We start from the raw sequence: 24,183 nt of genomic DNA, 5'->3' as shown, positions 1-24,183 counted from the left end.
ACGATCCGCTCGACGTTCTCGACCTCGTTGTAGGTCGGGATGATCACCAGCACCGGGCCGAGATCGGCGAAGGTGCTCTCCTTGGGGGTCTCCTCAGGGGCGGTCACGTTGTGCCTTTCGAAGCAGCTGGAATAAACAGCGAGCCCGCGGCCCGGAGGCCGGATCGGCAGTGCGCGAGTTGGTGTATGGGCCCACACGTATGAAGAGGTCAAGGATGCGCATGCTACCTCGGGACGATGAGACCGCCGACTGCCAGGGCTCGGGGGATTCCCCAAGCGGATCTCCCCGCCGAGCAGTCTCTTGGCCCAACCTGAACACCCGTGGACCACCCGGCAAACGGCGGTCGGCGGCTGGACCAGTCCATCCCCACATCCAGCTGTTCCGGCCTGCGGATCCGCCCCGGATCCCGGTTCCGGGCGCCCCGCGCGGGCACCGCACCGGCCGGCGGGGAGCGCTCCGGCTGTTCACCGGAAGGTCCCCGGGAGCTGGTCCGCCGGTCTCCGGGGTCGGTTAGGGTCGGTTCTCCCAGAACTCCCGGTCGGGCAGGCGGCCACCACAGCCGACCGGGCGAACCACAGAACAGGCAGGACCGCGCACATGGACAGGCTCGTCAACACCGTCCGCCCGTACGCCTGGGGTTCGGTCGACGCGATCCCGGAGCTGCTCGAAGTGGCGCCGACCGGCGAGCCGCAGGCCGAACTGTGGATGGGAGCGCACCCGGGTTCACCCTCGCGGGTGGACCGTGGCGAGGGCGGCCGTTCACTCGCAGCGCTGATCGCGGCGGACCCGGAGCGCGAGCTCGGCGCCGCCGCCGTGGCCAAGTTCGGCCCCGAGCTGCCGTTCCTGCTCAAGGTGCTGGCCGCCGGGACACCGCTCTCCATCCAGGCGCACCCCGACCTGGCCCAGGCCAGGGCCGGGTTCGCCGACGAGGAGGCCCGCGGGGTTCCGCTCGACGCCCCGCACCGCAACTACAAGGACGCCAACCACAAGCCCGAAATGATCTGCGCCCTGCGCGAGTTCGAGGGCCTGTGCGGTTTCCGCGCCCCCGCCGAGGCGGCCGACCTGCTGCAGTCGCTGGGCGTGCCCGCGCTCACCCCGCTGGTCGAACTCCTGCGCGGCAAGCCCGAGTCCGAGGCGCTGAGCGAGACCCTGGCCACCATCCTGACCATGACCGGTGAGACCGCCCGCACCACCGTCGCCGAGGTCGCCGCCGCGGTAGAGCGGGCCGCCGGGGCCGAACCGGACGGCCAGTTCGCCGCATACGCCTTCGCCGCACGGGAGTTCCCCGGTGACACCGGCCTGCTGGCCGCGCTGCTGCTCAACTACGTGCGGCTGCAGCCCGGCGAGGCGCTCTACCTCGGTGCGGGCGTCCCGCACGCCTATCTGCGCGGGCTCGGCATCGAGATCCTGGCCAACTCCGACAACGTGCTGCGCGGCGGGCTGACGCCCAAGCACGTGGACGTGCCCGAGCTGCTGCGCGTGGTGGTCTTCCAGGGTGGGGAGCCCGGCGTGTTGCGGCCGGTCGCCGACGCCGACGGCGAAGAGCTCTACCCCGCACCGATCGACGAGTTCCGGCTGTCCAGGTTCACCCTCGGCGACGCCGCCCGCCGCCTGCCCGGGCTCGCCCCGCAGATCCTGCTCTGCACCGAGGGCACCGCCCGCCTCACCGCCGCCGACGGCAGCACGCTGACCCTGGCCCGGGGCGAGTCCGCCTTCCTCCCCGCGACCGGCTCCGACACCGAGCTCACCGGCCCGGGCGCCACCGTCTTCCGCGCGACCGTGACGCTCTGAGCAAGCCTTGCCCGGCCGGGCGGCAGCTACCTCCGAACGGGCGGTTCGCCCTTGGCCCAGGCCACCTGGAGCCCGAGCAGGCCGAGCCGCCAGCCGTCCGCCGTCCGGACCGCCTCGCCCGACATCCGCCCGGCGGACTCGAAGGTGGTGCCGGGGGACAGCGAGCGCTCCGCGTGCAGCTGGTCCGAAAGGACGTGCAGGCAGAGCAGGTTGAACTGGAAGGTGGCGCGGTCGCCCTGCACGGTGATGCCGTAGTTGGAGCCGAGGTGCACCGTCCGGGCGAACTTCCCCATCACCTCGTCGTGGTACGCCCCAAGCCCCTCCAGCCCCACCCGCTCGCCCACCGGGAACACCAGCCGGACGTCCTCGGTGAACAGCGACCTGGCCCATTCCTCGTCGTAGACCCGGCCGTCCAGACCCGCCAGGTACCGGTCGATCAGCTTCGCCACCGCGTCGCGCTCCACGTACGCGCCCAACAGCTCTCGCAGCATGGCGATTTCGGCTGCCTCGGTCATTTCCTGCCGGTTCGTCTTCGTCATGCGTCCATCATGAAACTTTAAGATGACTTCAAGTCAAGAACCAGATGCGTCCATCCGACACCGTCCCGGCCGTGCCGGTCCGCCCGGTCGCTCCGGTGCACCTCCACCAGCCCGAACTCCCCCGCCAGTCGGGTGGTTTCGTCCACCGGCACCGGGAACATCCGCCGCCCGTCCGGTACCGGTCCCCGCCGGAGCAGCAGCATCACCCGTCCGCCCGGCGCCAGCAGAGCGGCGATCCGAGCCATCGCCCGCGCACGCTCCGCGGGACCGACGTGCATCCAGACGGCGGTCAGCATGACCAGGTCGAACTCCCCCTGCACCAGTGCCAGTCCGGGAAGGGAGTCGGCCAGCCAGGACAGCCCGGGGCGTTCGTGCATCCGGAGCTCGACGGTCGGATCCACCGCCAGCACCGAGTGGCCGAGGCCCGCCAGCGCCGCGGCGTCCCGCCCCGTACCGGCTCCGACCTCGAGCACCCGGGCGGGTGCCGGCGGCAGCAGGTGCAGCACCTGCTCGTGCACCTGCTCGAAGTGGACGCTCTCGTACTGCTCGATCAACTGCGCCGCCTGCTCGCGGTAGCCCGCGGCGCCCTGAGGACGTGTCTCCATCCCGCCATTCAACCCGGCGGTCCGGCAACCGCCGCGTCCCGCAGGTCACTTCGGCGGCGCCACCAGCCCGGCCTCATAGGCGATGATCACCAGATGGACCCGGTCGCGGGCGTCGAGCTTGGTGAACAGCCGGGCCACGTGGGACTTGGCGGTGGCCACGGTGAAACACAGGTGCTCGGCGATCTGGCCGTTGGACATGCCGCGTCCGACCAGGGTCAGCACCTCGCGCTCCCGCTCGGTGATGCCCTCGATCGTGCGCCGCCGCGCCGGGGCCGGCTCGGGCCGGCCCGCGAACTCCTCGATCAGGCGGCGGGTGACGCTCGGCGCGATCAGGGCGTCACCGGCGGCGACCACCCGGACCGCCGCGAGGATGTCCTCCAGGGCCATGTCCTTGACCAGGAAGCCGGAGGCGCCGGCGCGCAACGCGGCGTAGACGTAGTCGTCGTCGTCGAAGGTGGTGAGGACCAGGACCCGCGTGGCCCCCTGGCCCTCCGTGATCAGCCGGGTCGCCTCGATGCCGTCCATGCCGGGCATCCGGATGTCCATCACCACCACGTCGGGCCCGAGCTCGCCGACCAGCCGGACCGCCTCGGCACCGGTGCCGGCCTCCCCCACCACGTCGAGGTCCCCGGCGTCGGCCATGATCACGCGCAGCCCGGTGCGCATCAGCGGCTGGTCGTCGGCCAGGACGACCCGGATCGCCATCAGGCACCCGCCGGCAGCGGCAGCCGGGCCGCCACCCGGAAGCCGCCCTCGGGGCGCGGCCCGGCGCTCAGCTGCCCCTTCAGCAGGCCGACCCGCTCGCGCATGCCGACCAGGCCCAAGCCGGCGCCCGGCCCCGTCGCTGCACCGCCGCGGCCGTCGTCGACGACCTCCACGGACAGCTCCCCCTCCCGGTAGTCGATGGACACCCGGCAGTCCCGGGTACCGGCGTGCCGCACCACGTTGGTGACGGCCTCCTGGACGATCCGGAAGGCGGACAGGTCGACGTCCGGGGGCAGCGGCCGCCGATCGCCCCGCCACTCCACCTCGACCCGCACCCCGGCACCGGCACTCGTCGTCTCGGCCAGCCGCTCGACGTCGGCCAGCCCCGGCGCGGGGGCCGTCGGCGCCACCCGGGCGCCACCCGACGGCTCCGCTCCGTCCGCCGGGTCGGACTGCCTCAGCGCGACCAGGGTCCGCCGCAGCCCCGCCAGCGTCTCCCGGCTGGTCACCTCGACGGCCTTCATCGCGTTGCGGGCCTCCGCCGGCTGGGTGTCGATCACCCGGGCGGCGACGCCGGACTGGATGGCGATGATGCCGATGCTGTGCGCCACCATGTCGTGCAACTCCCGGGCGATCCGCAGCCGTTCGGCGGTGACCGCCTGGGCCGTGGTCTGCTGTCGCAGCGCGTCGGCGTGGAGGTGGTTCTCGTGGATCGCGTTGCCGATCAGCCAGGCGACCACGGTCGTCAGCGCCACGATCAGCAGCGTCGGGGTGTAGATCCCCATCTCCAGCAGCACCCGGGTCAACGCGTAACCGCCCAGCACCACCAGCGACATCGCGGCAGTGGCGATGGAGGTCCGCCGCGGTTCGGTGGCCGCGATGAAGCAGACGGCGACATCGACCGCCAGGAACTGCAACAGCGGGATGTCCTTGACACTCAGCCCCATCGTCGACAGGACCGTGGCGGCGAGCAGGAGTGCGACGGCCGTCAGCGGCCTGCGGCGCCGGGGCGCTGCCAGCAGCACCAGGACGGCGGCCATGACCACGCTCCCGAAATTGCCGTAGCTCGACCCGAAAACCCGCTCGACCACGGAAAGTTGCGGGTCGTTGGCCCGCGGCCACCACCGGAGCGCGTCCACCCGTTGCGCGACGGGGTACGCGGTGGCCGCGAACCAGATGAGGGCCATCCAGCCGCCCGGCGGTACGCGCTTGAGCAGCGAGGGAGACGGCGTAGCGGACATGGGGCGATGGTAGCCATCCGGCCCCTGCCAGCACATTGGCCCGTGGGCGTCATACCGGGGATTGACGACGGCTCGGCAGGTACCGCCGCCGGCCCGATGCCGGACCGCCGGAACACCCGGCACGGTGGTCCCGTGATCGAAGTCAAAGACCTGACGAAGCGCTACGGCCGGACCGCCGCCGTGAACCGGCTGACCTTCACCGTACGGCCCGGGCACGTCACCGGGTTCCTCGGCCCGAACGGCGCGGGCAAGAGCACCACGCTCCGGATGATCCTCGGCCTCAACGACCCCACCAGCGGTACGGTCACCGTCGACGGCCGCGACTTCCGGGACCGCCCGCGCGGCCTGCGTCACGTCGGCGCGCTGCTGGACGCGGGCGACGTCCACGGCGGGCGCAGCGCGCGGGCACACCTGTCCGCCCTGGCCCGCAGCAACGGCATCCCGCGCGGCCGGGTGGACGAGGTGCTCCGGGAGGTGGGGCTGACCGGCGCGGCCGGCCGCCGGATCGGCGGCTACTCGCTGGGGATGAAGCAGCGACTGGGCATCGCGACCGCCCTGCTCGGCGATCCGCCCGTGCTGCTCTTCGACGAGCCGCTGAACGGCCTCGACCCCGAGGGCGTGCTGTGGGTGCGCGGCCTGTTCCGGCGGCTGGCCGCCGAGGGGCGCACGGTGTTCGTCTCCAGCCATCTGATGAGCGAGATGGAGAACACCGCCGACCAGCTCGTCGTGATCGGCCGGGGCGAGCTGATCGCCGCGGAGAGCCTGGCCGAGTTCGCCGCCCGCGGCACCGGCCTGAGCGTGACCGTGCGCTCACCCGAACTCACCGCACTGGCCACCGCGTTGACCGCCGAGGGCGCCACGGTGCACCCGGACGGCGGGGAGACGCTCACGGTGTCCGGGCTGAGCGCGGCACGCATCGGCGAACTCGCCTTCCGCGACCGGATCGTGCTGCACGAACTCAGCCCCCGCGCCGCCTCCCTGGAGCAGGCGTTCATGGAACTCACCGCCGACAGCGTCGAATACCTCGCCGGAGAAGCCCGATGACCACCGCAGCCCTCACCCCGGCACCCGCCGTCACCGAACCCCGGGCCCGGTTCACCGACCTGCTGGCCGCCGAGTGGATCAAGCTGTGGTCGCTGCGCTCGACCCGCTGGGGGCTCGGCCTAGGTGCGCTGATCACCGTCGGTCTCAACGTGATGGCCGCCAATGCCGACTACGACCTGATCCCGCAGATGACCGCTCAGCAGGTGGCCGAGTCCTTCTGGCTGCGGGACGCCTTCAGCCAGAACGCCTACTTCATCGCCATGATCGGTGCCGGAAGCTTCGGTGCGCTCACCATCACCGGTGAGTACACCACCGGCCTGATCCGCACCACCTTCGCGGCCGTCCCCGCCCGCCGCTCGCTGATGACGGCCAAGCTGATCGTGGTGGCGACGGTCATGCTCGCCATCGGCGCGGTCGTCGCGGCGGCCTCGTTCTTCGTCTCCCAGGCCGTCCTGTCCGGCCGGGGCGGCGGCTGGTCGTTCAGCCATCCCGGCGTACCGCAGGCCATGGCGGCATCCGCCCTGATCATCCCGGTGTCCGCCGTCGTCGGCATGGGCCTCGGTGCCCTCATCCGGCACAGCGCGACCGCCACCGTCGCGGTCATCGTCACCCTGCTGATGCTCCCCGAGCTCTTCAGCGGCCGCACCTACACCTGGGTGATCGACATCAACCACGCCCTGCCCCGCACCGCCTGGACCGGCCTCGTCGACGCGATCCCCGGTATGTGGCACGGTCGCTACGCCGAACCGGTCGGCGAGGCCTGGACCGTCCTGGCCGCCTGGTCACTGGTGTCGGCGCTCACCGCCGTGTTCGCGGTGGACCGCCGCGACCTTTGAGGCGCCCCAACCGACATGAACCTGGTGGTATGTCAGGTCGATTGGACGAGCAGGTGGGCGGCGAGCGCGGTGACCAGGGCGCTGGAGGCCAGCGCGGTCACCAGCCGTCCGCGCCGGTCGGTCAGCCCCCGGCCGAACAGCATCCCGCCGCCCGCGAGTTACAGCTGCCAACTCGCCGATGCGGCAAAGGCGGCCAGCACGAACACGGCCTGCTCAGCGGGGCTCGCCACCGCCGTGGCACGGCTGCCGAGCACCAGCGCCACGGGGTGGGCCCTTGCACTCGGCCGGACTGCTGTCGGCCCCGCGCCCCTCGGGCGGCGGAGGTCGGCGGCAACTGGGCGACGGTCTCGGTCATGCCCAGAGCCTGCGGCCGGGCCGGGCCGGCCCGGCCCGGCAATGGTGGGGGGCGGTTACTTGCGGGCCGGCCACCGCTCTGACCAGGAAGGATGTGGTGGAACGCCGCGTCAGTGGCCGTGTCGGTGGTCGTGTCAGGAGCCGTGTCAGGGGTGTGACAGGTGGGTGACAGGGCCGCTCGGGATCGTAGCGGCATGAGGAATTCGGCGATTGCAGTTTCAGCGCTGCGGAAGTCATACGGGGACAAGGTCGTGCTCGACGGCATCGACTTCGATGTCGCCGCGGGATCGGTCTTCTCCATGCTCGGCCCGAACGGGGCCGGCAAGACGACCACGGTGAACGTGCTGACCACGTTGATGAAGGCCGACGGCGGCACGGTGCACGTCGCCGGGCACGACGTGGTGACCGCGACCAAGGAGGTCCGCTCGCTCATCGGCGTCACCGGTCAGTTCGCCGCGGTGGACGAGCTGCTGACGGGCCGGGAGAACCTGCAGCTGATGGCGGACCTGAAGCGGGTGCGCTCCGCTGACCGGGTGGTCGCGCGGCTGCTGGAGCGGTTCGATCTGGTGAAGTCGGCGGACAAGACGGCATCGACCTACTCCGGCGGTATGCGCCGGAAGCTGGACCTGGCGATGACGCTGGTCGGCAACCCGCGGATCATCTTCCTGGACGAGCCGACGACGGGGCTGGACCCGCGCAGCCGGCGCACGATGTGGGAGATCGTCCGCGATCTGGTGGCCGACGGCACCACCATCTTCCTCACCACCCAGTACCTCGAGGAAGCCGACCAGCTCGCCGACCGGATCGCCGTGCTCGACCAGGGCCGCATCGTCGCCCAGGGCACGCCCGAGGAGCTCAAGCGCCAGATCCCCGGCACCCACGTCCGGCTCCGGTTCACCGACCTCTTCGAACTCGACGCGGCGGCGCAGATCCTGGCCGGGGCCACCCGGGACGACCAGGAGCTGACCCTGCGGGTGCCCAGCGATGGCGGGTCGAGGTCGCTGCGGGCCCTGCTGGACCGGCTCGACGACCACATGATCAGTGCCGAGGAGTTCTCGGTGCACACGCCGGACCTCGATGACGTTTTCTTTGCCCTGACCGGTCACACCAGCACGGAGGCGATCGCCAAATGAACACCCTCTCCACGTCGTTCGGCAACTCGGCGATCATGCTGCGTCGCAACTTCAAGCACACGCTCCGGAATCCGGTCACGGTGTTCCAGGCGGTCCTGTTTCCCATCGTGATCATGCTCATGTTCGTCTACGTGTTCGGCGGCGCCTTCAAAGTCGAGGGCAAGTACATCGACTACGCGGTGCCGGGTCTGCTCGTGATGGCCATCAGTTACGGGTTGGGGCCGACCGCGGCGGCCGTGAACGGCGACATGACGAAGGGCATCATCAACCGGTTCAAGGCCATGGATGTCTCCCACGGTGCCGTGCTTGCCGGTCATGTCGTCTCCACGACCGTGCGCAGTCTGATCGCCGATGCCGCCATCGTCGGGGTCGGCTTCGCGATGGGATTCCGTCCGCACGCGAGCTTCCTCCAGTGGCTCGCCGCGATCGGCATCATGCTGTTGCTCGCCTTCGCGACCAGCTGGCTCACGGTCGCCATGGGCCTGGGTGCGAAGACCGTGGAGTCGGCGGGCATGGCCACCGTGCCGCTGATCATGCTGCCCTTCCTGAGCAGCGCGTTCGTGCCCGCGCAGACCATGGGCCCCGGCATCCGGCAGTTCGCGGAGTACCAGCCGTTCACCCCGATCATCGAAACGCTGCGTGGGCTGCTGACCGGCCACCCGTCGGCCGGCGACGCGTGGGCCGCCGTCGCCTGGTGCGTCGGGCTCGCGATCGTCGGGTACGCGTGGGCGGTCTCCACCTTCAAGAAGCGAGCGTGACCGCGACCAGCTCGGACCAGCCGGTCCGCTCCCCCTCCCGAGCCGCCTCGGCGAACTTCGCGTCGCCGAGGCGGCGCCGCGCCGTCTGCGTGACCCGAACCACGTCCGGGTGGGAGCGGTCCAGCAGGCCGCGCACGCCGACGCTCGCCGCCAGCAGCCGCGCCGCCTGCTCGTACTCGTCGCAGCGCACTGCCAGGTCCGCGACCCCGATCAGCACCTGCGCGATCAGGGGCGCGTACCCCGCCTCGGTCGCCGCCTCGCAGGCCGCCGCGCGGTGCGCCCGGGCCTCGTCGAGATCGTCGGCGAGGTAGCCGAGCAGGTCGTTCGTCACCGCGCGGACGTTCGCCAGCTCCGCTTCGTCGCCCAGCATGGCCGTCGCGACGCCGACTTGCCTGCGCGCCTCCTCGGTGTTGCCGCTCCACCGGGCGAGTTCCGCCTTCGCGAGGGCCAGCTCGGCCAGCGCGTTCGGCCAGGCGACCCGCTCCGCGTACCGCTGCGCCTCGGCGATGGCGGCCGCGCCGGCCTCCTCATCGCCCAGCAGCCAGTACAGCTGCGCCTGCCGCGACCGCATCCGGATCACGTCCTCGGTGGCGCCGAGCTCGGTGACGACCTCGATCGCCTGCTCGTAGTGCTCGCACGCGTCGGCGAACTCGCCGCGCACGGCGATCCGGTCCGCCAGCTCGGACAGGGCGAACGAGATCCCGAACCGCTCGCCGAGCGCCCGGAACTCGGCGAGCGCCGTCGTGAGATACGCGTCCGCGTCATGCCCGTCCTGGCCGAACACGATCCGCATCTTGCCCATCTGCAGCCGGGCCAGCGCGCGCACCCAGGGGTCCTCGTCGTCGAGCAGCGGTTCGAACGCGGACAGGATCGCCTCGGGTGCCTCCAACATGCGTACCAGCGGGGCGACGAGCGACAGCGCAGGATGGCCGCACTGACCGCGCCGGCTGAGCTCGTACGCCTTGTGGACCCACTCCGCGACCTGGCGATGGTCGCCCCGCCCCGAGCTGGCGAACATCACGATGAGGCCGTACACCGTGGCCCGGACCCCGTCGGTCACCTCGCCGGGCGTCTCGGTGGCCGCGGTGATCAGCTCCAGGCCTTCGGCCCGGTGCCCGCCGAGCCACCAGTACCAGCCGCAGCCCGCCGCGAGCCGCATCGCCGCCTGCGCCTCGCCGGCCGCGAGCGCGCCCCGCATCGCGGCACCGATGTTGTCGTGCTCGGCCTCGAGCGCGGCCAGCCACTCCAGTTGCTCGGCTCGGCGCAGACGCGGCTCCGCGGTCTCGGCGAGCTCGGTGAAGTGGGCCAGATGCGCCCGGCGCGCCAGGTCCGATTCCCCCGCCTCCGCGAGCCGGTGCCCGGCGTACTCCCTGATCGTCCCGATCATGCGGTAGCGCGGGGCGTCGTCGTCCACCGTGCGCAGCAGCGACTTCTCGGCCAGCGAGGTGAGCAGCTCGAGCACCTCATCCTGCTCGACCCCGTCGCCGACGCAGACCCGCTCGGCAGCCTCCAGGCTCGCCCCGCCCGAGAACACCGAGAGCCTGCGCAGCACCATCCGTTCGGCGTCGGTGAGCAGCTCCCAGCTCCAGTCGACCACCGCGCGCAGCGTCTTGTGCCGCGGCAGCGCGGTCCGGCTGCCGCTGGTCAGCAGGCGGAACCGGTCATCGAGCCGGTTGGCGAGCTGGTCGATGGACATGGTGCGCAGCCTGGCCGCGGCCAGTTCGATCGCCAGCGGCATCCCGTCCAGCGCCCGGCAGACGCGCACCATCGTCGCCAGCGTGCGGGCGTCGACCGCGAGGTCCCGGCGCACCGCCCCGGCCCGGTCCCGCAGCAGCTGCACGGCGGCTGAGGACTCGATCTCTCCCCGGCCCGCGCCGCTCTCCGGCAGGGCCAGCGGCTCGACCGGCCACAGCGCCTCCCCGGTGATGCCGAGCGGTTCCCGGCTCGTCGCCAGGATCCGCAGTCGCCGGCACTCCCCGAGCACCCGGTGGGCGAACTCCGCCGCCGACTCGATCACGTGCTCGCAGTTGTCCAGGATCAGCAACGCCTCCCGCTCGCGGATCGCGGCGATGAGACGGTCCGTCAGATCCGCGTTCGGCGTCCCGCCGAGCAGGGCGTCCCGCAGGCCCAGCCCGGCGAGCGTCGAACGCGCCAGGTCGTCATCCGCGCTGATGGCGGCGAGCTCCACCAGCCAGGCCCCGTCCGGCAGTTCGTCGAGCAGCGTGCGCGCGGTCTCGGTGGCCAGCCTGGTCTTGCCCGAGCCACCCGGCCCGATCAGGGTGGTGAGCCGGTGCTCGGCGATGAGCTCGCGGACCTCGGCGACATCGGCGTCCTTGCCGACGAAACTGGTGAGCTCAGCACGCAGGTTGGTCTTGCTGGTCTCCTCGCGCCGTCCCAACTCGCCCCGCAGCAGCGCGACGTGCAACGCGGACAGCTCCGGTGAGGGGTCGACGCCCAGCTCGTCGGCCAGGGCCTCCCTCGCGCGCTGGAACACCTGCAGCGCCTCGCTGTCGCGGCCGGCCGCGACGAGGGCGCGCATCAGCGCGGCGACGAGCCGCTCCCGCACCGGGTGCGCGGCCACCAGGTCGGTCAGTTCGGTGACCAGCTCCGCACCGTCACCGAGGCCGACCTCCGCTTCGAACCGATCCTCCAAGGCAGTCAGGCGTAGTCCCTCGAACCTGGCGACCGCCGCGTCGAACGCACCGCTGTCCTGCAGACCGACGTCCTGCATGGCCGCACCGCGCCACAGCCCGAGTGCCTCGCGCAGCAGCCGCACCCGCCGGGAACCGTCCTCGGTGCGGGCCTGGCCCGCGATGACGAGGCGTTCGAACCGCACGGCGTCGACGGCATCGGGCTCCACCGTCAGCCGGTAGCCGTCCGTCTGCCCCTCGACCACCCCGTCCGGTAGTGCCTTCCGCAACCGGGAAACCAGGCGTTGCAGGGCGTTCGTCGCATCGGCGGGCGGGTACTCCCCCCAGATCCAGTCGACGAGCGACGCCTTCGGGACCACGTGACCCGGCCTGAGCGCGAGGGCGATCAACAGTCCGCGCAGCCGTGCACCCGGCACGTCGGCCAAGCCGCCGTCGTCCGTGCGAACCTGCAATGGCCCCAGCATCCCGATCTGCACCCGCTGATTTTGCCACGGGCGTTCGACAGTAGCGGTAGCCCCAGGAGCCGAGATCCACCGCCGGTGCGTCGGCGGCCGGAAGCACGGGCCGGTCCTTCCCGGCCGCCCTCCTCCGCGTGCGCGCTGGCTGACCATCATTCAGAAGTGGCTGCGGACAGCCTCAAGCAGGCGTTCGCCGAGCGGCGTGTCGCAACGCCGTCCGAACCCGGAATCCGCCACCAGAATCCGGAACCTGCACCGCAACTCACCCCGGGGCCGGACTGTGACCGCGATGTGCTGTGACCGGCCGCGGCCGTAATTCTCTTGACCCGTCCACGGGTCAACGCTGCACTGTGACCGGACATCACGAGTCGTGGTGCCGGCATCCCGAGGAGGCAGCGGCAGCAATGCAGATCCGTCCCACGACCGACCAGGACCTCGGCGTCTTCGTCGACACGCTCCATGCCGCGTTCGGGCGCTTCCCGGAAACCCCGACCGAGGACGGCGGCGGGGCCTGGTGGTCGGCGCTCGAAATGGACCGCAGCCTGCTCGCCATGACGGCGGACGGGCGGCCCGTCGGCACCGCCGGTGCGTACTCCTTCGAGCTCACCCTGCCCGGTGAGGTCCTCGTCCCGGCCGCCGGGGTGAGCGCCGTCGGCGTCCTGCCCTCGCACCGCCGCCAGGGCGTGCTCAGCGCGATGATGCGGCATCAGCTCACCGAGCTGCGGGCCCGTGGGGAGTTCCTCTCCGTACTGCTGGCCACCGAGGCCCCGATCTACGGCAGGTTCGGCTACGGACCGGCGACCTACACGCAGCGGCTGACGGTGCCCCGCCACCGGGCCGCCCTCGCCCTCCCCCGGGCTCGCGGAACGGCCGACGCCCCGGCGACCGGCTCGGACACCGGCTCGGTCGAGCTGCTGCGGCGTGCCGAGTGCGGCGAGATCCTGGAAGAGGTCTACGACCGGTACCGCCGCGCACAGCCCGGCGCGTTGTCCCGGCCGCACCGCTGGTGGGCCTCGGGCGCGGGGCAGCCCCCGGTCTCTCCGGCGCCACGCTACGTCGCCGTCCACCGGGACGCCGACGGCGTCCCGGACGGGTACGCCAGCTACTCGATCGGCGAGGGCGACACCTTGACGGTCGACGAGACCATCGCCATCGACGACGCCGTCCACACGGCCCTGGCCCGGTTCGTACTCGGACACGACCTGGTCGCCCAGGTCGTGTTCAAGCACTTCCCGCCCGAGCACCCGCTGCGCTGGCAGCTCGCGGACTTCAACGCCGGCCAGGTGAGCGACAACACCGACTGGCTCTGGGTACGGCTGCTGGACGTCCCGCGTGCGTTGACCGCGCGCGGCTGGTTCACGGACGGCGAGCTCGTCCTCGACGTCGCCGACCGGTTCCTCGGCGAGCACGGCCGCTACCTGCTGACCATCCGGGACGGCAAGGCCGACTGCGTCCCGACGGGCCGGGAGCCCGACCTGTCCCTGGACGTGAGCGACCTGGGCTCGGTCTACCTCGGCGGCACCGCCCCGAGCACGCTCGTGCGTGCCGGACACGTCCGGGCCCACCGCCCGGGCGCGGCCACCCTCGCTGACGCCCTCTTTCGCGCCGAGCGCCCCCCGCACTGCCTGCACTGGTTCTGACCGCGCGCTCGCCGACCTGCCTACGGTCGGCGCTGGTTCACGTGGTTGCTCTGCCGCAGCCGTCGGAGGCTTGCGAATCGGGGAAGAGTCGACCGAGGTGGTAGTCAGTACTGGAAAGGGTCACCGCCCTGATCCCCGGGGTTCAGGCCGAGATCGTGCGACGGGTCGGCCACGGACTCAACCTGGAACGGCCTGACGTAGTCAACGAACGCCTGCCGCGGTTCATCAAGTCACGTCCCGAGTCATGTCGACGAAGCGGGAGTAGTGGCCCTGGAAGGCGACGGTGATGGTGGCGGTGGGACCGTTACGGTGCTTGGCGACGATCAGGTCGGCCTCACCGGCGCGGGGGGACTCCTTCTCGTAGGCGTCCTCGCGGTGGAGCAGGATGACCATGTCGGCGTCCTGCTCGATGGAGCCGGACTCACGGAGGTCCGAGACCATCGGCTTCTTGTCCGTACGCTGCTCGGGACCACGGTTCAGCTGGGAGAGCGCGATGACCGGGAGCTCGAGCTCCTTGGCGAGCAGCTTGAGGTTACGGGACATGTCCGAGACCTCCTGCTGGCGGTTCTCGGCGCGGCGGGAGCCGCCCGACTGCATCAGCTGGAGGTAGTCGATGACCACGAGCTTGAGGTCGTTGCGCTGCTTGAGCCGGCGGCACTTGGCGCGGATCTCCATCATCGACAGGTTCGGCGAGTCGTCGATGTAGAGCGGGGCGTTGGTGACGTCGGGCATCCGACGGGCGACCCGGGTCCAGTCGTCGTCGGTCATGTTGCCGGAGCGCATGTGGTGCAGGGCGACCCGGGCCTCGGCGGAGAGCAGGCGCATCGCGATCTCGTTGCGCCCCATTTCGAGCGAGAAGATCACGCTCGGCAGGTTGTGGTGGATCGAGCAGGCGCGGGTGAAGTCCAGCGCCAGGGTGGACTTACCCATCGCGGGACGGGCCGCGATGACGATCATCTGACCGGGGTGCAGACCGTTGGTGAGCGCGTCCAGGTCGGCGAAGCCGGTGGGGACACCGGACATCTGGCCCTGTCGGGAGCCGATCGCCTCGATCTCGTCGAGGGCGCCCTCCATGATGTCGGCCAGCGGCGCGTAATCCTCGTTGGTGCGCTGCTCGGTGACGGCGTAGATCTCCGCCTGGGCGGCGTTGACGATCTCGTCCACGTCGCCCTCGGCCGCGTAACCCATACCGGCGATCCGGGTGCCGGCCTCGACCAGGCGGCGGAGCACGGCCCGCTCGTGGACGATCTCGGCGTAGTACTCGGCGTTGGCCGCGGTGGGCACCGAGTTGACCAGGGTGTGCAGGTAGGACGCACCGCCGACGCGGGCGAGCTCGCCGCGCTTGGTCAGCTCGCCGGCGACGGTGATCGGGTCGGCCGGCTCGCCCCTGGCGTAGAGGTCGAGGATGGCGCCGTGGATCAGCTCGTGGGCCGGGCGGTAGTAGTCGGCCGGCTTGAGCACCTCGACGACGTCGGCGATGGCGTCCTTGGACAGCAGCATGCCGCCGAGGACCGACTGTTCGGCCGCCAGGTCCTGCGGAGGTACCCGCTCGAAGCCGTCCACGCCCGAGCGGCCCTCGCCCGGGGCGTCGTCGCGCTTCTTCCGGTCGAAGCCGCCCTTGCGGTCGCCGCCCTTCTGGAAGGCGCCCCGGCCCTCGCCGTCCGACGGCCGGCGGCTGACCGGCAGGCGGTCGCCGGCACCGTCCGGGAAGGGGGCGTCGGGGAAGGCGTCCGAGAACGGGCCGGGGGGGAAGGCATCGTCCGACGGCTGCCAGTCGTCCTCCGGCGGGGGAGGAACGTCGTGGTCGTCGTACTGGGGGCCGGTCACGCGTGTTCCCCGATCAGCGAGTGGTGGTGCGGGTGGAGCTGGCCTTGCCGATGGCGCATCACCTTTCATACGCCAACGCGCCGGATCCCGGCGCCGGGTAGCAGGTGGCGCACAGGTGGCGCGGCGGTCAGACGACCACGCTACGGGGACGGGTGGCGATCGGCCAAGGCGGTTATCCACAGGCTGTGTGGATGAACAGCCCTGACCTGTGGAGAACCCCCGGAAAGCTGTGTACAAGTCTGTGGACAGCACTGTGGATAACCACACAATCCGGTTGGCGTCAACTCTCTGACCTGCGATAACTCTTTCCACCGGCTGTGCATGAGAAATTCTTCACACAGCCCGGAGAGCGCCCCGGGCAGCCGGTCGACCCACTCTTCGATCAAGATTTCGAGTAATAGACATAGGGCAATATTGATACTTACCTGTGGATGAGTACGCTTGTCCCCATGACAACCGCCCCCGCCCGCCGTCGGCACGACCGGGAGATCCTCGCCCTGGCTGTCCCGGCCTTCGGGGCACTGGTCGCAGAGCCGCTCTTCCTGATGGCCGACTCCGCGATCGTCGGACACCTGGGCACCGCCCAGCTCGCCGGTCTCGGCATCGCCTCCGCCGCCCTCACCACCGCCGCCGCGACCTTCGTCTTCCTCGCCTACGCCACCACCGCGGCGGTCTCCCGCCGGCTCGGCGCCGGAGACCGCCGGGCCGCCGTCCAACAGGGCATCGACGGGATCTGGCTCGCCCTGCTGCTCTCGGCCGGCGTGGCCGGCCTGATGCTGCTGCTGGCCCCCTGGGCGGCCCGCACCCTCGGCGCCTCCCCGACCGCCCTGCCGTACGCCGTCGGCTATCTGCGGATCAGCGCCCTGGGGATACCGGCGATGCTGCTGGTACTGGCCGCCACCGGGGTGCTGCGCGGCTTCCAGGACACCCGCACCCCGCTGCTGGTGGCGATCGGCGGCTTCACCGCCAACCTGCTGCTCAACATCGGCCTGGTCTACGGCGCCGGGCTCGGGGTGGCCGGCTCGGCCTGGGGCACCGTGCTGGCGCAGACCGCGATGGCCGCCGTCTACCTGGTGGTGGTGGTCCGCGGGGCGCGTCGCGAGGGTGCCCGGCTGCGGCCCGACCCGGCCGGCATCCGGGCCTGCGCCAGGGCCGGAGGCCCGCTGGTGATCCGGACCATGAGCCTGCGCGGCGTCCTGCTGATCGCCACCGCCGTGGCCGCCCGGCTCGGCGACACCGCGGTCGCCGCGCACCAGATCGCCATGACGCTCTGGGGGTTCCTCGCCTTCGCCCTGGACGCCATCGCCATCGCCGGCCAGGCGATGATCGGGCGCCACCTGGGCGCCGGGGACCTGCCCGGTGCCAGGACGGCGACCCGCCGGATGGTGGAGTGGGGCATCGGCTCCGGGGTACTGCTCGGCCTGCTGCTGGTGCTGGCCCGGCCGCTGTACGTCCCGCTGTTCACCCCCGATCCGCACGTCCGGCAGCAGCTCGCGGGTGTCCTGCTGCTGGCCGCCCTCACCCAGCCGGTGGGTGGGGTGGTCTTCGTCCTGGACGGTGTGCTGATGGGTGCCGGGGACGGCCCCTACCTGGCCCGGGCGATGCTCGCCACGCTCGCGGTCTTCGCCCCGGTGGCCTGGTCGGTGCCCGCACTCGGTGGCGGCCTGACCGCCCTCTGGTGGGCCTGGAACCTGTTCATGCTGGTCCGCGCGGCCTTCCTCACCGCCCGCGTGCGCGGCGGCCACTGGCTGGTCCCGGGCGCCGTACGCGCCTGAGCGCCCACGCGGAACACGCCCGCCCGGGGGAACGGCCGAAGGCCGGCCCCCTCTCCATCGGGAGAGGAGACCGGCCCTCGGTTCTGCACGGCGCCCCGGAGGGCTGCTGCGCCTTCGTTCAGGCGACGACGATGTCGATGTTGGCCTGGACGTCGGAGTGCAGCTTGACCGAGACCTTGTGGGTGCCCACGGTCTTGATCGGCGAGGCGATCGCGACGGCGCGCTTGTCCACGACCGGGCCGTCGGCGAGCTTGATGGCCTCGACCACGTCGGCCTGGGTCACCGAGCCGAACAGGCGGCCGGCCTCGCCGGAGCGAACGGCCAGCTTGACCTGCAGAGCCTCCAGCTTGGCCTTGACCTCGGTGGCGGCCTCGAGGGTCTGGATCTCGTGGATCTTCCGGGCGCGACGGATGGCGTCGACGTCCTTCTGGCCACCCTTGGTCCAGCGGATGGCGTAGCCACGCGGGACCAGGTAGTTGCGGGCGTAGCCGTCCTTGACCTCGACGACCTCACCGGCGCTGCCGAGACCGGGGACCTCGTGAGTGAGGATGATCTTCATTCTTCGGTCACCCTCTCTTAGCGCGTGGTGGAGGTGTAGGGCAGCAGCGCCATCTCACGGCTGTTCTTCACGGCCGTGGCGACGTCACGCTGGTGCTGGGTGCAGTTGCCGGTCACCCGGCGGGCACGGATCTTGCCGCGGTCGGAGATGAACTTCCGCAGCAGGTTCGTGTCCTTGTAGTCAACGTAGTTGACCTTGTCCTTGCAGAAGACGCAAACCTTCTTCTTGGGCTTGCGAGCAGGCGGCTTCGCCATCATGTGCTCCATTTGGGTTGACGCTCCGCAGGTGCCTGGCACCTGCGGAACGCACGAAATCTCTCAGCCTGCCGAGACCCGTTCACCGAACGGGTCCGGCGTGCACCGCTTAGAACGGAGGCTCTTCCGAGTAGCCGCCACCGGACGGGGCACCCCAGCCGCCGCCCTGGCCACCGCCGGAGGGGCCGCTGGACGCCCACGGATCGTCGGACGGGCCGGACTGCCCACCGGGCTGACCGCCCCAGCCGCCCTGCTGGCCGCCGTAGCCGCCCCCGCCCTGCTGGCCGCCGTAGCCGCCCTGGCCGCCGGGACCGCCGGAGCGGTTGGCCCGGGTGACCTTGGCGGTCGCCGAACGCAGGCTCGGGCCGACCTCGTCGACCTCGACCTCGAAAACCGTCCGCTTCTCGCCTTCCTTGGTCTCGTAAGACCGCTGGCGCAGTCGGCCCTGCACGATCACGCGCATGCCGCGCTGCAGCGACTCGGCCACGTTCTCCGCCGGCTGACGCCAGACGTTGCACGTGAGGAAGAGGCTCTCGCCGTCCTTCCACTCGTTGGTCTGGCGGTCGAAGGTGCGCGGGGTGGACGCGATGCGGAACTTCGCGACCGCCGCACCCGACGGGGTGAAGCGCAGCTCGGGGTCGTCGACGAGATTGCCGACGAGGGTGATGACGGTCTCGCCTGCCATGGTGGTGATGACCTCTCGGAAAGGAGTTCTGCGGTGCTTGCCGCGGGTGTTTCACGTGAAACGGTCACGTGTGCACCAGCGGCGCGAGTCACCTGACGCCCGAAGGCGCCGGGTGTGGACTCAGTGGGTGTCCGGGCGCAGGACCTTGGTCCGCAGAACCGACTCGCTCAGGCCAAGCTGGCGGTCGAGCTCCTTGACGACCTCAGGCGTGGCCTTGAGGTCGATGACCGAGTAGATGCCCTCGGACTGCTTGTTGATCTCGTAAGCCAGACGGCGACGACCCCAGGTGTCGACCTTCTCCACCTTGCCGCCACCCTGGCGGACAACGTTGAGGAAGCTCTCGATCAGGGGGGAGACAGCGCGCTCCTCGACCGAGGGGTCGAGGATGACCATCAGCTCGTAGTGACGCATGAGTAACCCACCTCCTTTGGACTCAGCGGCCACGGTCTCTCCGTGGCAGGAGGGTTGTGCAGCGTCGCACCGGTACAGCGACGATCTACCGGCGACCGTAGTCACCGGGACTGACAATCGGCCCCCCGGCCCATGAGAGGGCATACGGGGGCACAACTACACCAGTGCAGTCCGCACAGCCTACCCGCACCCATACGGCCGAACAAAACGCATACCGGTTGTGATCCCGGGCCTACCAGCGGGAACCTGTACGGAACGACTGTGTTCCTCCATCGGAGGTGGGTCCCATGGCACAGACCATCCGCCGTTTCCCGCAGATCACCCTCAACACCGACGGCCACCGACACCCGAGGGAGAACACCCTCGTCGGCCTCACCGCCGTGCTCGGCCTGACCGCCTTCTTCAGCTCCTTCTTCTCCGACCTGCACCTGCTCAGCTCGTGGACCGGACTCTTCGGGATCATCACGGGCCTCTGGGGCCAGTTCGTGTCGGTGACCACGGCCGAACGGTTCGTCCTGATGATCACGCTCGGCGCCGCCGCGATCGGCTTCTACCTGGGCATGGCGCACGGCGGTCTGTTCGGGGGCCTGTGGTGAAACGCACGCCCTGATCAACCGCGGCACGCCGCAGAACCCGCGTAACTTCCGGCGCCCCACCGCGTACATACCTGTGCACAGGTCGCGGAGGGGGCGCCGTCAGTTCGTCCGCGCCACCGGGCTCTACCCGAACGAATCGGACCAATCGGGCGATAGGGTCACTCTGGACCGGCCGAACGAGGAGGAGCACAGAGCCATGAGCGAGCGAGTCATCCGGGCCGTGCTCGGCGGAACCACTGCCGAGCGCAGCGAGGTGGGGGCATGAGCCTGCGCCTGAGGACGATCACCCGCGAGGAACACCTGGCGTTCATCGCCTCCCGCCCCTCGGCCAGCCACATGCAGGTGCCCGCCTGGGGACAGGTGAAGTCCGAGTGGCGCCACGAGAGCCTCGGCTGGTTCGACGACACGGGCGAGCTGGTCGGCGCGGGCCTGGTGCTCTACCGCCAGCTGCCCAAGGTCAAGCGCTACCTGGCGTACCTGCCCGAGGGCCCCGTGATCGACTGGTTCGACCACGACCTGGACCGGTGGCTGCGGCCGATGCTCGCCCATCTCAAGTCACAGGGCGCCTTCTCGGTGAAGATGGGCCCGCCGGTGGTGGTCCGCCGCTGGGGCGCCACCACCATCAAGGAGGCCATCGCCGGCCAGGAGGCCCGGCGGCTGCGCGACGTCGGCCCCGACTGGTACGAGCCGCGCGCCTTCGAGGTCGCCGACCGGCTGCGCAAGGCCGGCTGGCTGCAGGGCGAGGACGGCGGCGCCGGCTTCGGCGACGTCCAGCCGCGGTACGTCTTCCAGGTCCCGCTGGCGGGCCGCTCGCTCGACGACGTCCAGCGAGGCTTCAACCAGCTCTGGCGGCGGAACATCAAGAAGGCCGAGAAGAGCGGCGTCGAGGTGGTCCAGGGCGGCTACGAGCACCTGAAGGTCTTCCACCAGCTGTACCTGGTCACCGCGGAGCGCGACCGGTTCACCCCGCGCCCGCTCGGCTACTTCGAGCAGATGTGGCAGGCCCTCACCGCCGAGAACCCGGACCGGATGCGCCTCTACATCGCCTACCACGAGGGCGAGGCGCTGGCCGCGACCACCATGCTCACCGTCGGCGAGCACGTCTGGTACTCCTACGGCGCCTCGGCCGACCACAAGCGCGAGGTCAAGCCGTCGAACGCGATCCAGTGGCGGATGATGCGCGACGCCTACGCACTCGGTGCCAGCGTCTACGACCTGCGCGGTATCGGCGACACCCTGGACGAGAACGACCCCCTCTTCGGCCTGATCCAGTTCAAGGTGGGCACGGGAGGCCAGGCCGCCGAGTACCTGGGCGAGTGGGACTTCCCGCTCAACAAGCTGCTGCACAAGGCGCTCGACCTCTACATGTCGCGCCGCTGAGCCACCGTCCTCGACGCCCACCGCCGCCGTCGTGGCCGAGCCGCCGTCACCAACCACGGGGAGAAGATCCGATGACGCTGTCGCTGTACGTGGACACCGCCCGCTGGCGCGCGCACCAGCAGTCGGTACTGGCGGAGTTCCCCGGCCTGGTACCGGTGGCCAAGGGCAACGGGTACGGCTTCGGCAACGAGCGCCTGGCCAGGGAGGCCACCCGGCTCGGCACCGGCACCCTCGCGGTCGGCACCGCGCACGAGGCGGCCGGGCTGCTCGACCGGTACGACGGCGAACTGCTGGTGCTCACCCCCCACCGGGCCGGCGAGCCGGGCGGGCGGCTGCCGCACCGGGTGGTCCGTACGGTCGCCCACGCGGAGGCGCTCCAGGCGCTTGAGGCGGGCAGCCGGGTGGTCGTGGAGTGCATGACCAGCATGCGCAGACACGGCATCAGCCACGCCGACCTCGCCCGGCTGCCGGTGGGCGGGTTCAGCTTCGAGGGCTTCGCGCTGCACCTGCCGCTGGACCGCCCGGACGGCTCGGATCCGGTGGCCGAGGTCACCGGGTGGGTGGAGGCGATCGCCGGCGCCGGACTGCCCACCTCGACCGTCTACCTGAGCCACCTCTCCGCCGCCGACCTGTCCCGGCTGGCCGGGCGGTTCCCCGGCACCGCCTTCCGCTCGCGGATCGGCACCCGGCTCTGGCTGGGCGACGTCAGCTCGCTCCAGGCCTGCGCCACGGTGCTGGACGTCACCCCGGTGATCCGCGGCGAGCGGTACGGCTACCGCCAGCACAAGGCGCCCTCGGACGGGCATCTGCTGGTGGTCACCGGCGGCACCGCGCACGGGGTCGGCCTGGAGGCGCCCAAGTACCTGCACGGCGTCCTCCCCCGGGCCAAGGGCCTGGCCAGGGCCGGGCTCGCCACCGTCAACCGCACCCTCTCGCCGTACTCATGGAGCGGCAAACAGCTCTGGTTCGCCGAGCCGCCGCACATGCAGGTGAGCATCCTCTTCCTGCCGGCCGACGCCGCCAAGGCCCCCGTCCCGGGCGACGAGCTCAGTCTCAACGTCCGCCACACCACGACCCACTTCGACCTGGTCGCCGACCGCTGAACCCCGCCCGCACGGCGGCGCCCGCAGCGGTGAGCCCCTCGCCACGGTCCCGTACCGGGTGGACCGCTCAGCGACGGGGACGAGCGGACCAGGGGCGCGCGGCCCGGCCAACCGCTCCCCGGCCCTGCGAGCTCAGCGCCGCTCCTCCTCGGTGAGCCGGTCGCCCCGGCCCGCCGGGACGTACCCGGCGTAGCCCTCCTCCTCGTGCAGCCGCCGCGCCGGGCCCAGCACGAAGGCGTCGGGCGCGAAGTCCAGCACCCCGCCCGAGGGGTCGTCACTGCCGTCCCAGCGCACCGGGTCCCGCTCGGGCCGCAGGATGTCGCGGATCACCATCCCGCACAGGTACAGCGTGCCGGCCAGGTGCAGCACGATGGCGAAGTGGTACCAGTCCTGCCCGATCCCGTGCTGCTTGGAGTCCCCGACGTAGGCCAGGTAGGACCAGATGCCGAGGAAGTAGAGCACCTCGCAGGCCTGCCAGATCAGGAGGTCCCGCCAGCGCGGCCGGGCCAGCGCGGCCAGCGGGGTCAGCCAGAGCACGTACTGCGGCGAGTACACCTTGTTGGTGAGCACGAAGGCGGCCACCACCAGGAACACCAGCTGGGCGAAGCGCGGCCGGCGCGGCGCGGACAGCGCCAGCCAGCCGATCCCCAGGCAGCAGGCGATCAGCAGCACCGCGATCCAGGTGTTGAGGGTGTCCAGTTGCATGCCCCGGTCCTGCATCAGGATCAGCCAGAACGAGCCGTAGTCCTCCTTGCGGACCTGGCTGAAGGTGTAGAAGGTCGCCCAGCCCTGCCAGTTGGCCAGCATGACCGGCAGGTTCACCAGCAGCCAGGAGCCCGCCGCGGCGCCCGCCGTCTGCCCGAACGCCCGCCAGCGTCCGGTCCGCCAGCAGAGCACCAGCAGCGGTCCCAGCAGCAGCACGGGGTAGAGCTTGGCGGCGGTCGCCAGGCCGATGAAGACACCCGCCAGCACCGTCCGGCGGCCGGACCAGCAAGCCATCGCCACGGCGGTCAGGGCGACCGCGAGCAGGTCCCAGTTGATGGTGGAGTCCAGCGCCAGGCAGGGAGCGAGCGCGAACAGCAGCGCGTCCCAGGGGCGGCGGCGGTGGGTCCGGGAGAGCGCCACCGCGGCGACCACCGCGCAGATCATCAGCATTCCGGCGTTGACCAGCCAGAACCACTGCTCACGGGTCTCGATGGCGCCCCCGGTGGGCGTCAGCCAGGCTGCGACCTGCATGAAGAGCCCGGTGAGCACCGGGTACTCCAGGTACTGCATGTCCGGGGTGGGCATCGGCAGCCGGTCCACGTAGGGGTGCAGGCCGATCGAGAAGCCGCGCCCGGTGAACAGGTGCGGGATGTCGCTGTAACAGGCGTGGGTGTACTGCGCGGTCGCGCCGTGGAACCAGCCGTCGTCGTAGCAGGGCACCTTCTGCGCGATGCCGAGCACCGAGACCAGGATCGTCACCAGTGCCAGGACGCGCGCCGCGGTCCACCAGGAGACCCCGAGCAGCGCCCGCCGTCCGGGCGGCCCGCCGAACAGCTCGCTGCCGGCCGCCGCCACCGGATCCTCGTCCGCCGGGACGACCACGGTGTTCGGCGGCGGCCCCTGGCCGGGGGCGGGCGCGGGGCCGGAGATCTGGTCACGCGTGCTCGACGTCATGGCGGACATGATGCCGCACCAGCCCTGAGCCCACGAGGCGCCTCGGCCTGCGGGCGGCGCCGAAAAGGCCGGTGGGGGGGGGGGGGGGGGGGGGGGGGGGGGGGGGGGGGGGGGGGGGGGGGGGGGGGGGAGGGGGAGGGGTCTTGCTCGGTTACGTGTTCCTTTTTTTTTTCTAGTTA

At 71.3% G+C, this 24,183-nt stretch carries 21 protein-coding genes; 10 read left to right on the top strand and 11 right to left on the bottom strand.

The window, feature by feature from the left end:
* Positions 1–597 precede the first annotated feature (597 nt).
* Positions 598–1,791 carry a mannose-6-phosphate isomerase, class I gene (gene manA / locus ACZ5ON_RS10560; RefSeq protein ID WP_465588671.1) on the top strand — a complete coding sequence of 398 codons (1,194 nt, stop codon included), beginning with the start codon at positions 598–600 and terminating at the stop codon, positions 1,789–1,791.
* 26 nt (positions 1,792–1,817) lie between these two features.
* Here the strand turns inward: manA and ACZ5ON_RS10555 are convergent, their stop codons facing one another.
* From ACZ5ON_RS10555 to ACZ5ON_RS10540, 4 genes are read right to left on the bottom strand one after another with little or no spacing between them, the layout of a single operon-like run.
* Positions 1,818–2,330: a nuclear transport factor 2 family protein gene (locus ACZ5ON_RS10555; protein WP_465588668.1), complete on the bottom strand. Its 513-nt coding sequence runs from the start codon at positions 2,328–2,330 to the stop codon at positions 1,818–1,820.
* A 17-nt stretch (positions 2,331–2,347) separates the two neighbouring features.
* The gene (locus ACZ5ON_RS10550) at positions 2,348–2,935 is read right to left on the bottom strand and encodes a class I SAM-dependent methyltransferase (RefSeq protein WP_465588664.1); all 588 of its coding nucleotides are present in this window, start codon (positions 2,933–2,935) and stop codon (positions 2,348–2,350) included.
* 45 nt (positions 2,936–2,980) lie between these two features.
* The gene (locus ACZ5ON_RS10545; protein ID WP_465588660.1) at positions 2,981–3,640 is read right to left on the bottom strand and encodes a response regulator; all 660 of its coding nucleotides are present in this window, start codon (positions 3,638–3,640) and stop codon (positions 2,981–2,983) included.
* Entirely contained in the window at positions 3,640–4,881 is a 1,242-nt protein-coding gene (locus ACZ5ON_RS10540) for a sensor histidine kinase (RefSeq protein WP_465588657.1), read from the bottom strand. The genes ACZ5ON_RS10545 and ACZ5ON_RS10540 overlap by 1 nt, the downstream gene beginning before the upstream one ends.
* 132 nt (positions 4,882–5,013) lie before the next feature.
* On the opposite strand from ACZ5ON_RS10540, the gene ACZ5ON_RS10535 reads away from it, so the two are divergent.
* The 4 genes from ACZ5ON_RS10535 to ACZ5ON_RS10520 all read left to right on the top strand — a co-directional run bounded on the left by ACZ5ON_RS10535 (position 5,014) and on the right by ACZ5ON_RS10520 (position 9,006).
* The gene (locus tag ACZ5ON_RS10535; RefSeq protein WP_465588652.1) at positions 5,014–5,925 is read left to right on the top strand and encodes an ABC transporter ATP-binding protein; all 912 of its coding nucleotides are present in this window, start codon (positions 5,014–5,016) and stop codon (positions 5,923–5,925) included.
* Complete coding sequence (locus ACZ5ON_RS10530) at positions 5,922–6,761, top strand: ABC transporter permease subunit (protein ID WP_465588649.1); 840 nt, start codon at positions 5,922–5,924, stop codon at positions 6,759–6,761. Before ACZ5ON_RS10535 ends, ACZ5ON_RS10530 begins: the two co-directional genes overlap by 4 nt.
* A gap of 548 nt (positions 6,762–7,309) precedes the next feature.
* Positions 7,310–8,248, top strand: coding sequence for an ATP-binding cassette domain-containing protein (locus ACZ5ON_RS10525; RefSeq protein WP_465588646.1), 939 nt, complete (start codon positions 7,310–7,312; stop codon positions 8,246–8,248).
* Positions 8,245–9,006: an ABC transporter permease gene (locus tag ACZ5ON_RS10520; protein WP_465588642.1), complete on the top strand. Its 762-nt coding sequence runs from the start codon at positions 8,245–8,247 to the stop codon at positions 9,004–9,006. The genes ACZ5ON_RS10525 and ACZ5ON_RS10520 overlap by 4 nt, the downstream gene beginning before the upstream one ends.
* Here the strand turns inward: ACZ5ON_RS10520 and ACZ5ON_RS10515 are convergent.
* Positions 8,990–12,109: an AfsR/SARP family transcriptional regulator gene (locus ACZ5ON_RS10515; protein WP_465588635.1), complete on the bottom strand. Its 3,120-nt coding sequence runs from the start codon at positions 12,107–12,109 to the stop codon at positions 8,990–8,992. The genes ACZ5ON_RS10520 and ACZ5ON_RS10515 overlap by 17 nt on opposite strands.
* Positions 12,110–12,519: 410 nt before the next feature.
* On the opposite strand from ACZ5ON_RS10515, the gene ACZ5ON_RS10510 reads away from it, so the two are divergent.
* Positions 12,520–13,755: a GNAT family N-acetyltransferase gene (locus ACZ5ON_RS10510; RefSeq protein ID WP_465588632.1), complete on the top strand. Its 1,236-nt coding sequence runs from the start codon at positions 12,520–12,522 to the stop codon at positions 13,753–13,755.
* A 225-nt stretch (positions 13,756–13,980) separates the two neighbouring features.
* Here ACZ5ON_RS10510 and dnaB read toward each other — a convergent pair whose 3' ends face one another.
* Positions 13,981–15,582: a replicative DNA helicase gene (dnaB, locus tag ACZ5ON_RS10505; RefSeq protein WP_465588629.1), complete on the bottom strand. Its 1,602-nt coding sequence runs from the start codon at positions 15,580–15,582 to the stop codon at positions 13,981–13,983.
* A 449-nt stretch (positions 15,583–16,031) separates the two neighbouring features.
* On the opposite strand from dnaB, the gene ACZ5ON_RS10500 reads away from it, so the two are divergent.
* Complete coding sequence (locus tag ACZ5ON_RS10500) at positions 16,032–17,357, top strand: MATE family efflux transporter (RefSeq protein WP_465588624.1); 1,326 nt, start codon at positions 16,032–16,034, stop codon at positions 17,355–17,357.
* A gap of 118 nt (positions 17,358–17,475) precedes the next feature.
* On the opposite strand, the gene rplI is transcribed toward ACZ5ON_RS10500, so the two are convergent.
* The 4 genes from rplI to rpsF all read right to left on the bottom strand — a co-directional run bounded on the left by rplI (position 17,476) and on the right by rpsF (position 19,266).
* On the bottom strand, positions 17,476–17,916 hold the full coding sequence (gene rplI / locus ACZ5ON_RS10495) for a 50S ribosomal protein L9 (protein ID WP_465588617.1): 441 nt from the start codon (positions 17,914–17,916) through the stop codon (positions 17,476–17,478).
* Between the two features lie 17 nt (positions 17,917–17,933).
* Entirely contained in the window at positions 17,934–18,170 is a 237-nt protein-coding gene (rpsR, locus tag ACZ5ON_RS10490; protein WP_030270170.1) for a 30S ribosomal protein S18, read from the bottom strand.
* A gap of 109 nt (positions 18,171–18,279) precedes the next feature.
* Positions 18,280–18,855: a single-stranded DNA-binding protein gene (locus tag ACZ5ON_RS10485; RefSeq protein ID WP_465588612.1), complete on the bottom strand. Its 576-nt coding sequence runs from the start codon at positions 18,853–18,855 to the stop codon at positions 18,280–18,282.
* A gap of 120 nt (positions 18,856–18,975) precedes the next feature.
* On the bottom strand, positions 18,976–19,266 hold the full coding sequence (gene rpsF / locus ACZ5ON_RS10480) for a 30S ribosomal protein S6 (RefSeq protein WP_465588609.1): 291 nt from the start codon (positions 19,264–19,266) through the stop codon (positions 18,976–18,978).
* A 287-nt stretch (positions 19,267–19,553) separates the two neighbouring features.
* Here rpsF and ACZ5ON_RS10475 point away from each other — a divergent pair, with 287 nt between their 5' ends.
* The 3 genes from ACZ5ON_RS10475 to ACZ5ON_RS10465 all read left to right on the top strand — a co-directional run bounded on the left by ACZ5ON_RS10475 (position 19,554) and on the right by ACZ5ON_RS10465 (position 22,345).
* Positions 19,554–19,862, top strand: coding sequence for a hypothetical protein (locus ACZ5ON_RS10475; protein WP_344639029.1), 309 nt, complete (start codon positions 19,554–19,556; stop codon positions 19,860–19,862).
* Between the two features lie 261 nt (positions 19,863–20,123).
* Positions 20,124–21,242, top strand: coding sequence for a lipid II:glycine glycyltransferase FemX (locus tag ACZ5ON_RS10470; protein WP_465588606.1), 1,119 nt, complete (start codon positions 20,124–20,126; stop codon positions 21,240–21,242).
* Between the two features lie 71 nt (positions 21,243–21,313).
* A complete protein-coding gene (locus ACZ5ON_RS10465; RefSeq protein WP_465588603.1) occupies positions 21,314–22,345 on the top strand; it encodes an alanine racemase in 1,032 nt (343 codons plus the stop codon).
* Between the two features lie 132 nt (positions 22,346–22,477).
* On the opposite strand, the gene ACZ5ON_RS10460 is transcribed toward ACZ5ON_RS10465, so the two are convergent.
* Positions 22,478–24,004 carry a glycosyltransferase family 87 protein gene (locus tag ACZ5ON_RS10460; protein WP_465588600.1) on the bottom strand — a complete coding sequence of 509 codons (1,527 nt, stop codon included), beginning with the start codon at positions 24,002–24,004 and terminating at the stop codon, positions 22,478–22,480.
* Positions 24,005–24,183: the final 179 nt, after the last annotated feature.

Source organism: Kitasatospora sp. NPDC032150 (assembly GCF_055579945.1).
This window is presented reverse-complemented; position numbering and strand designations above follow the sequence as displayed.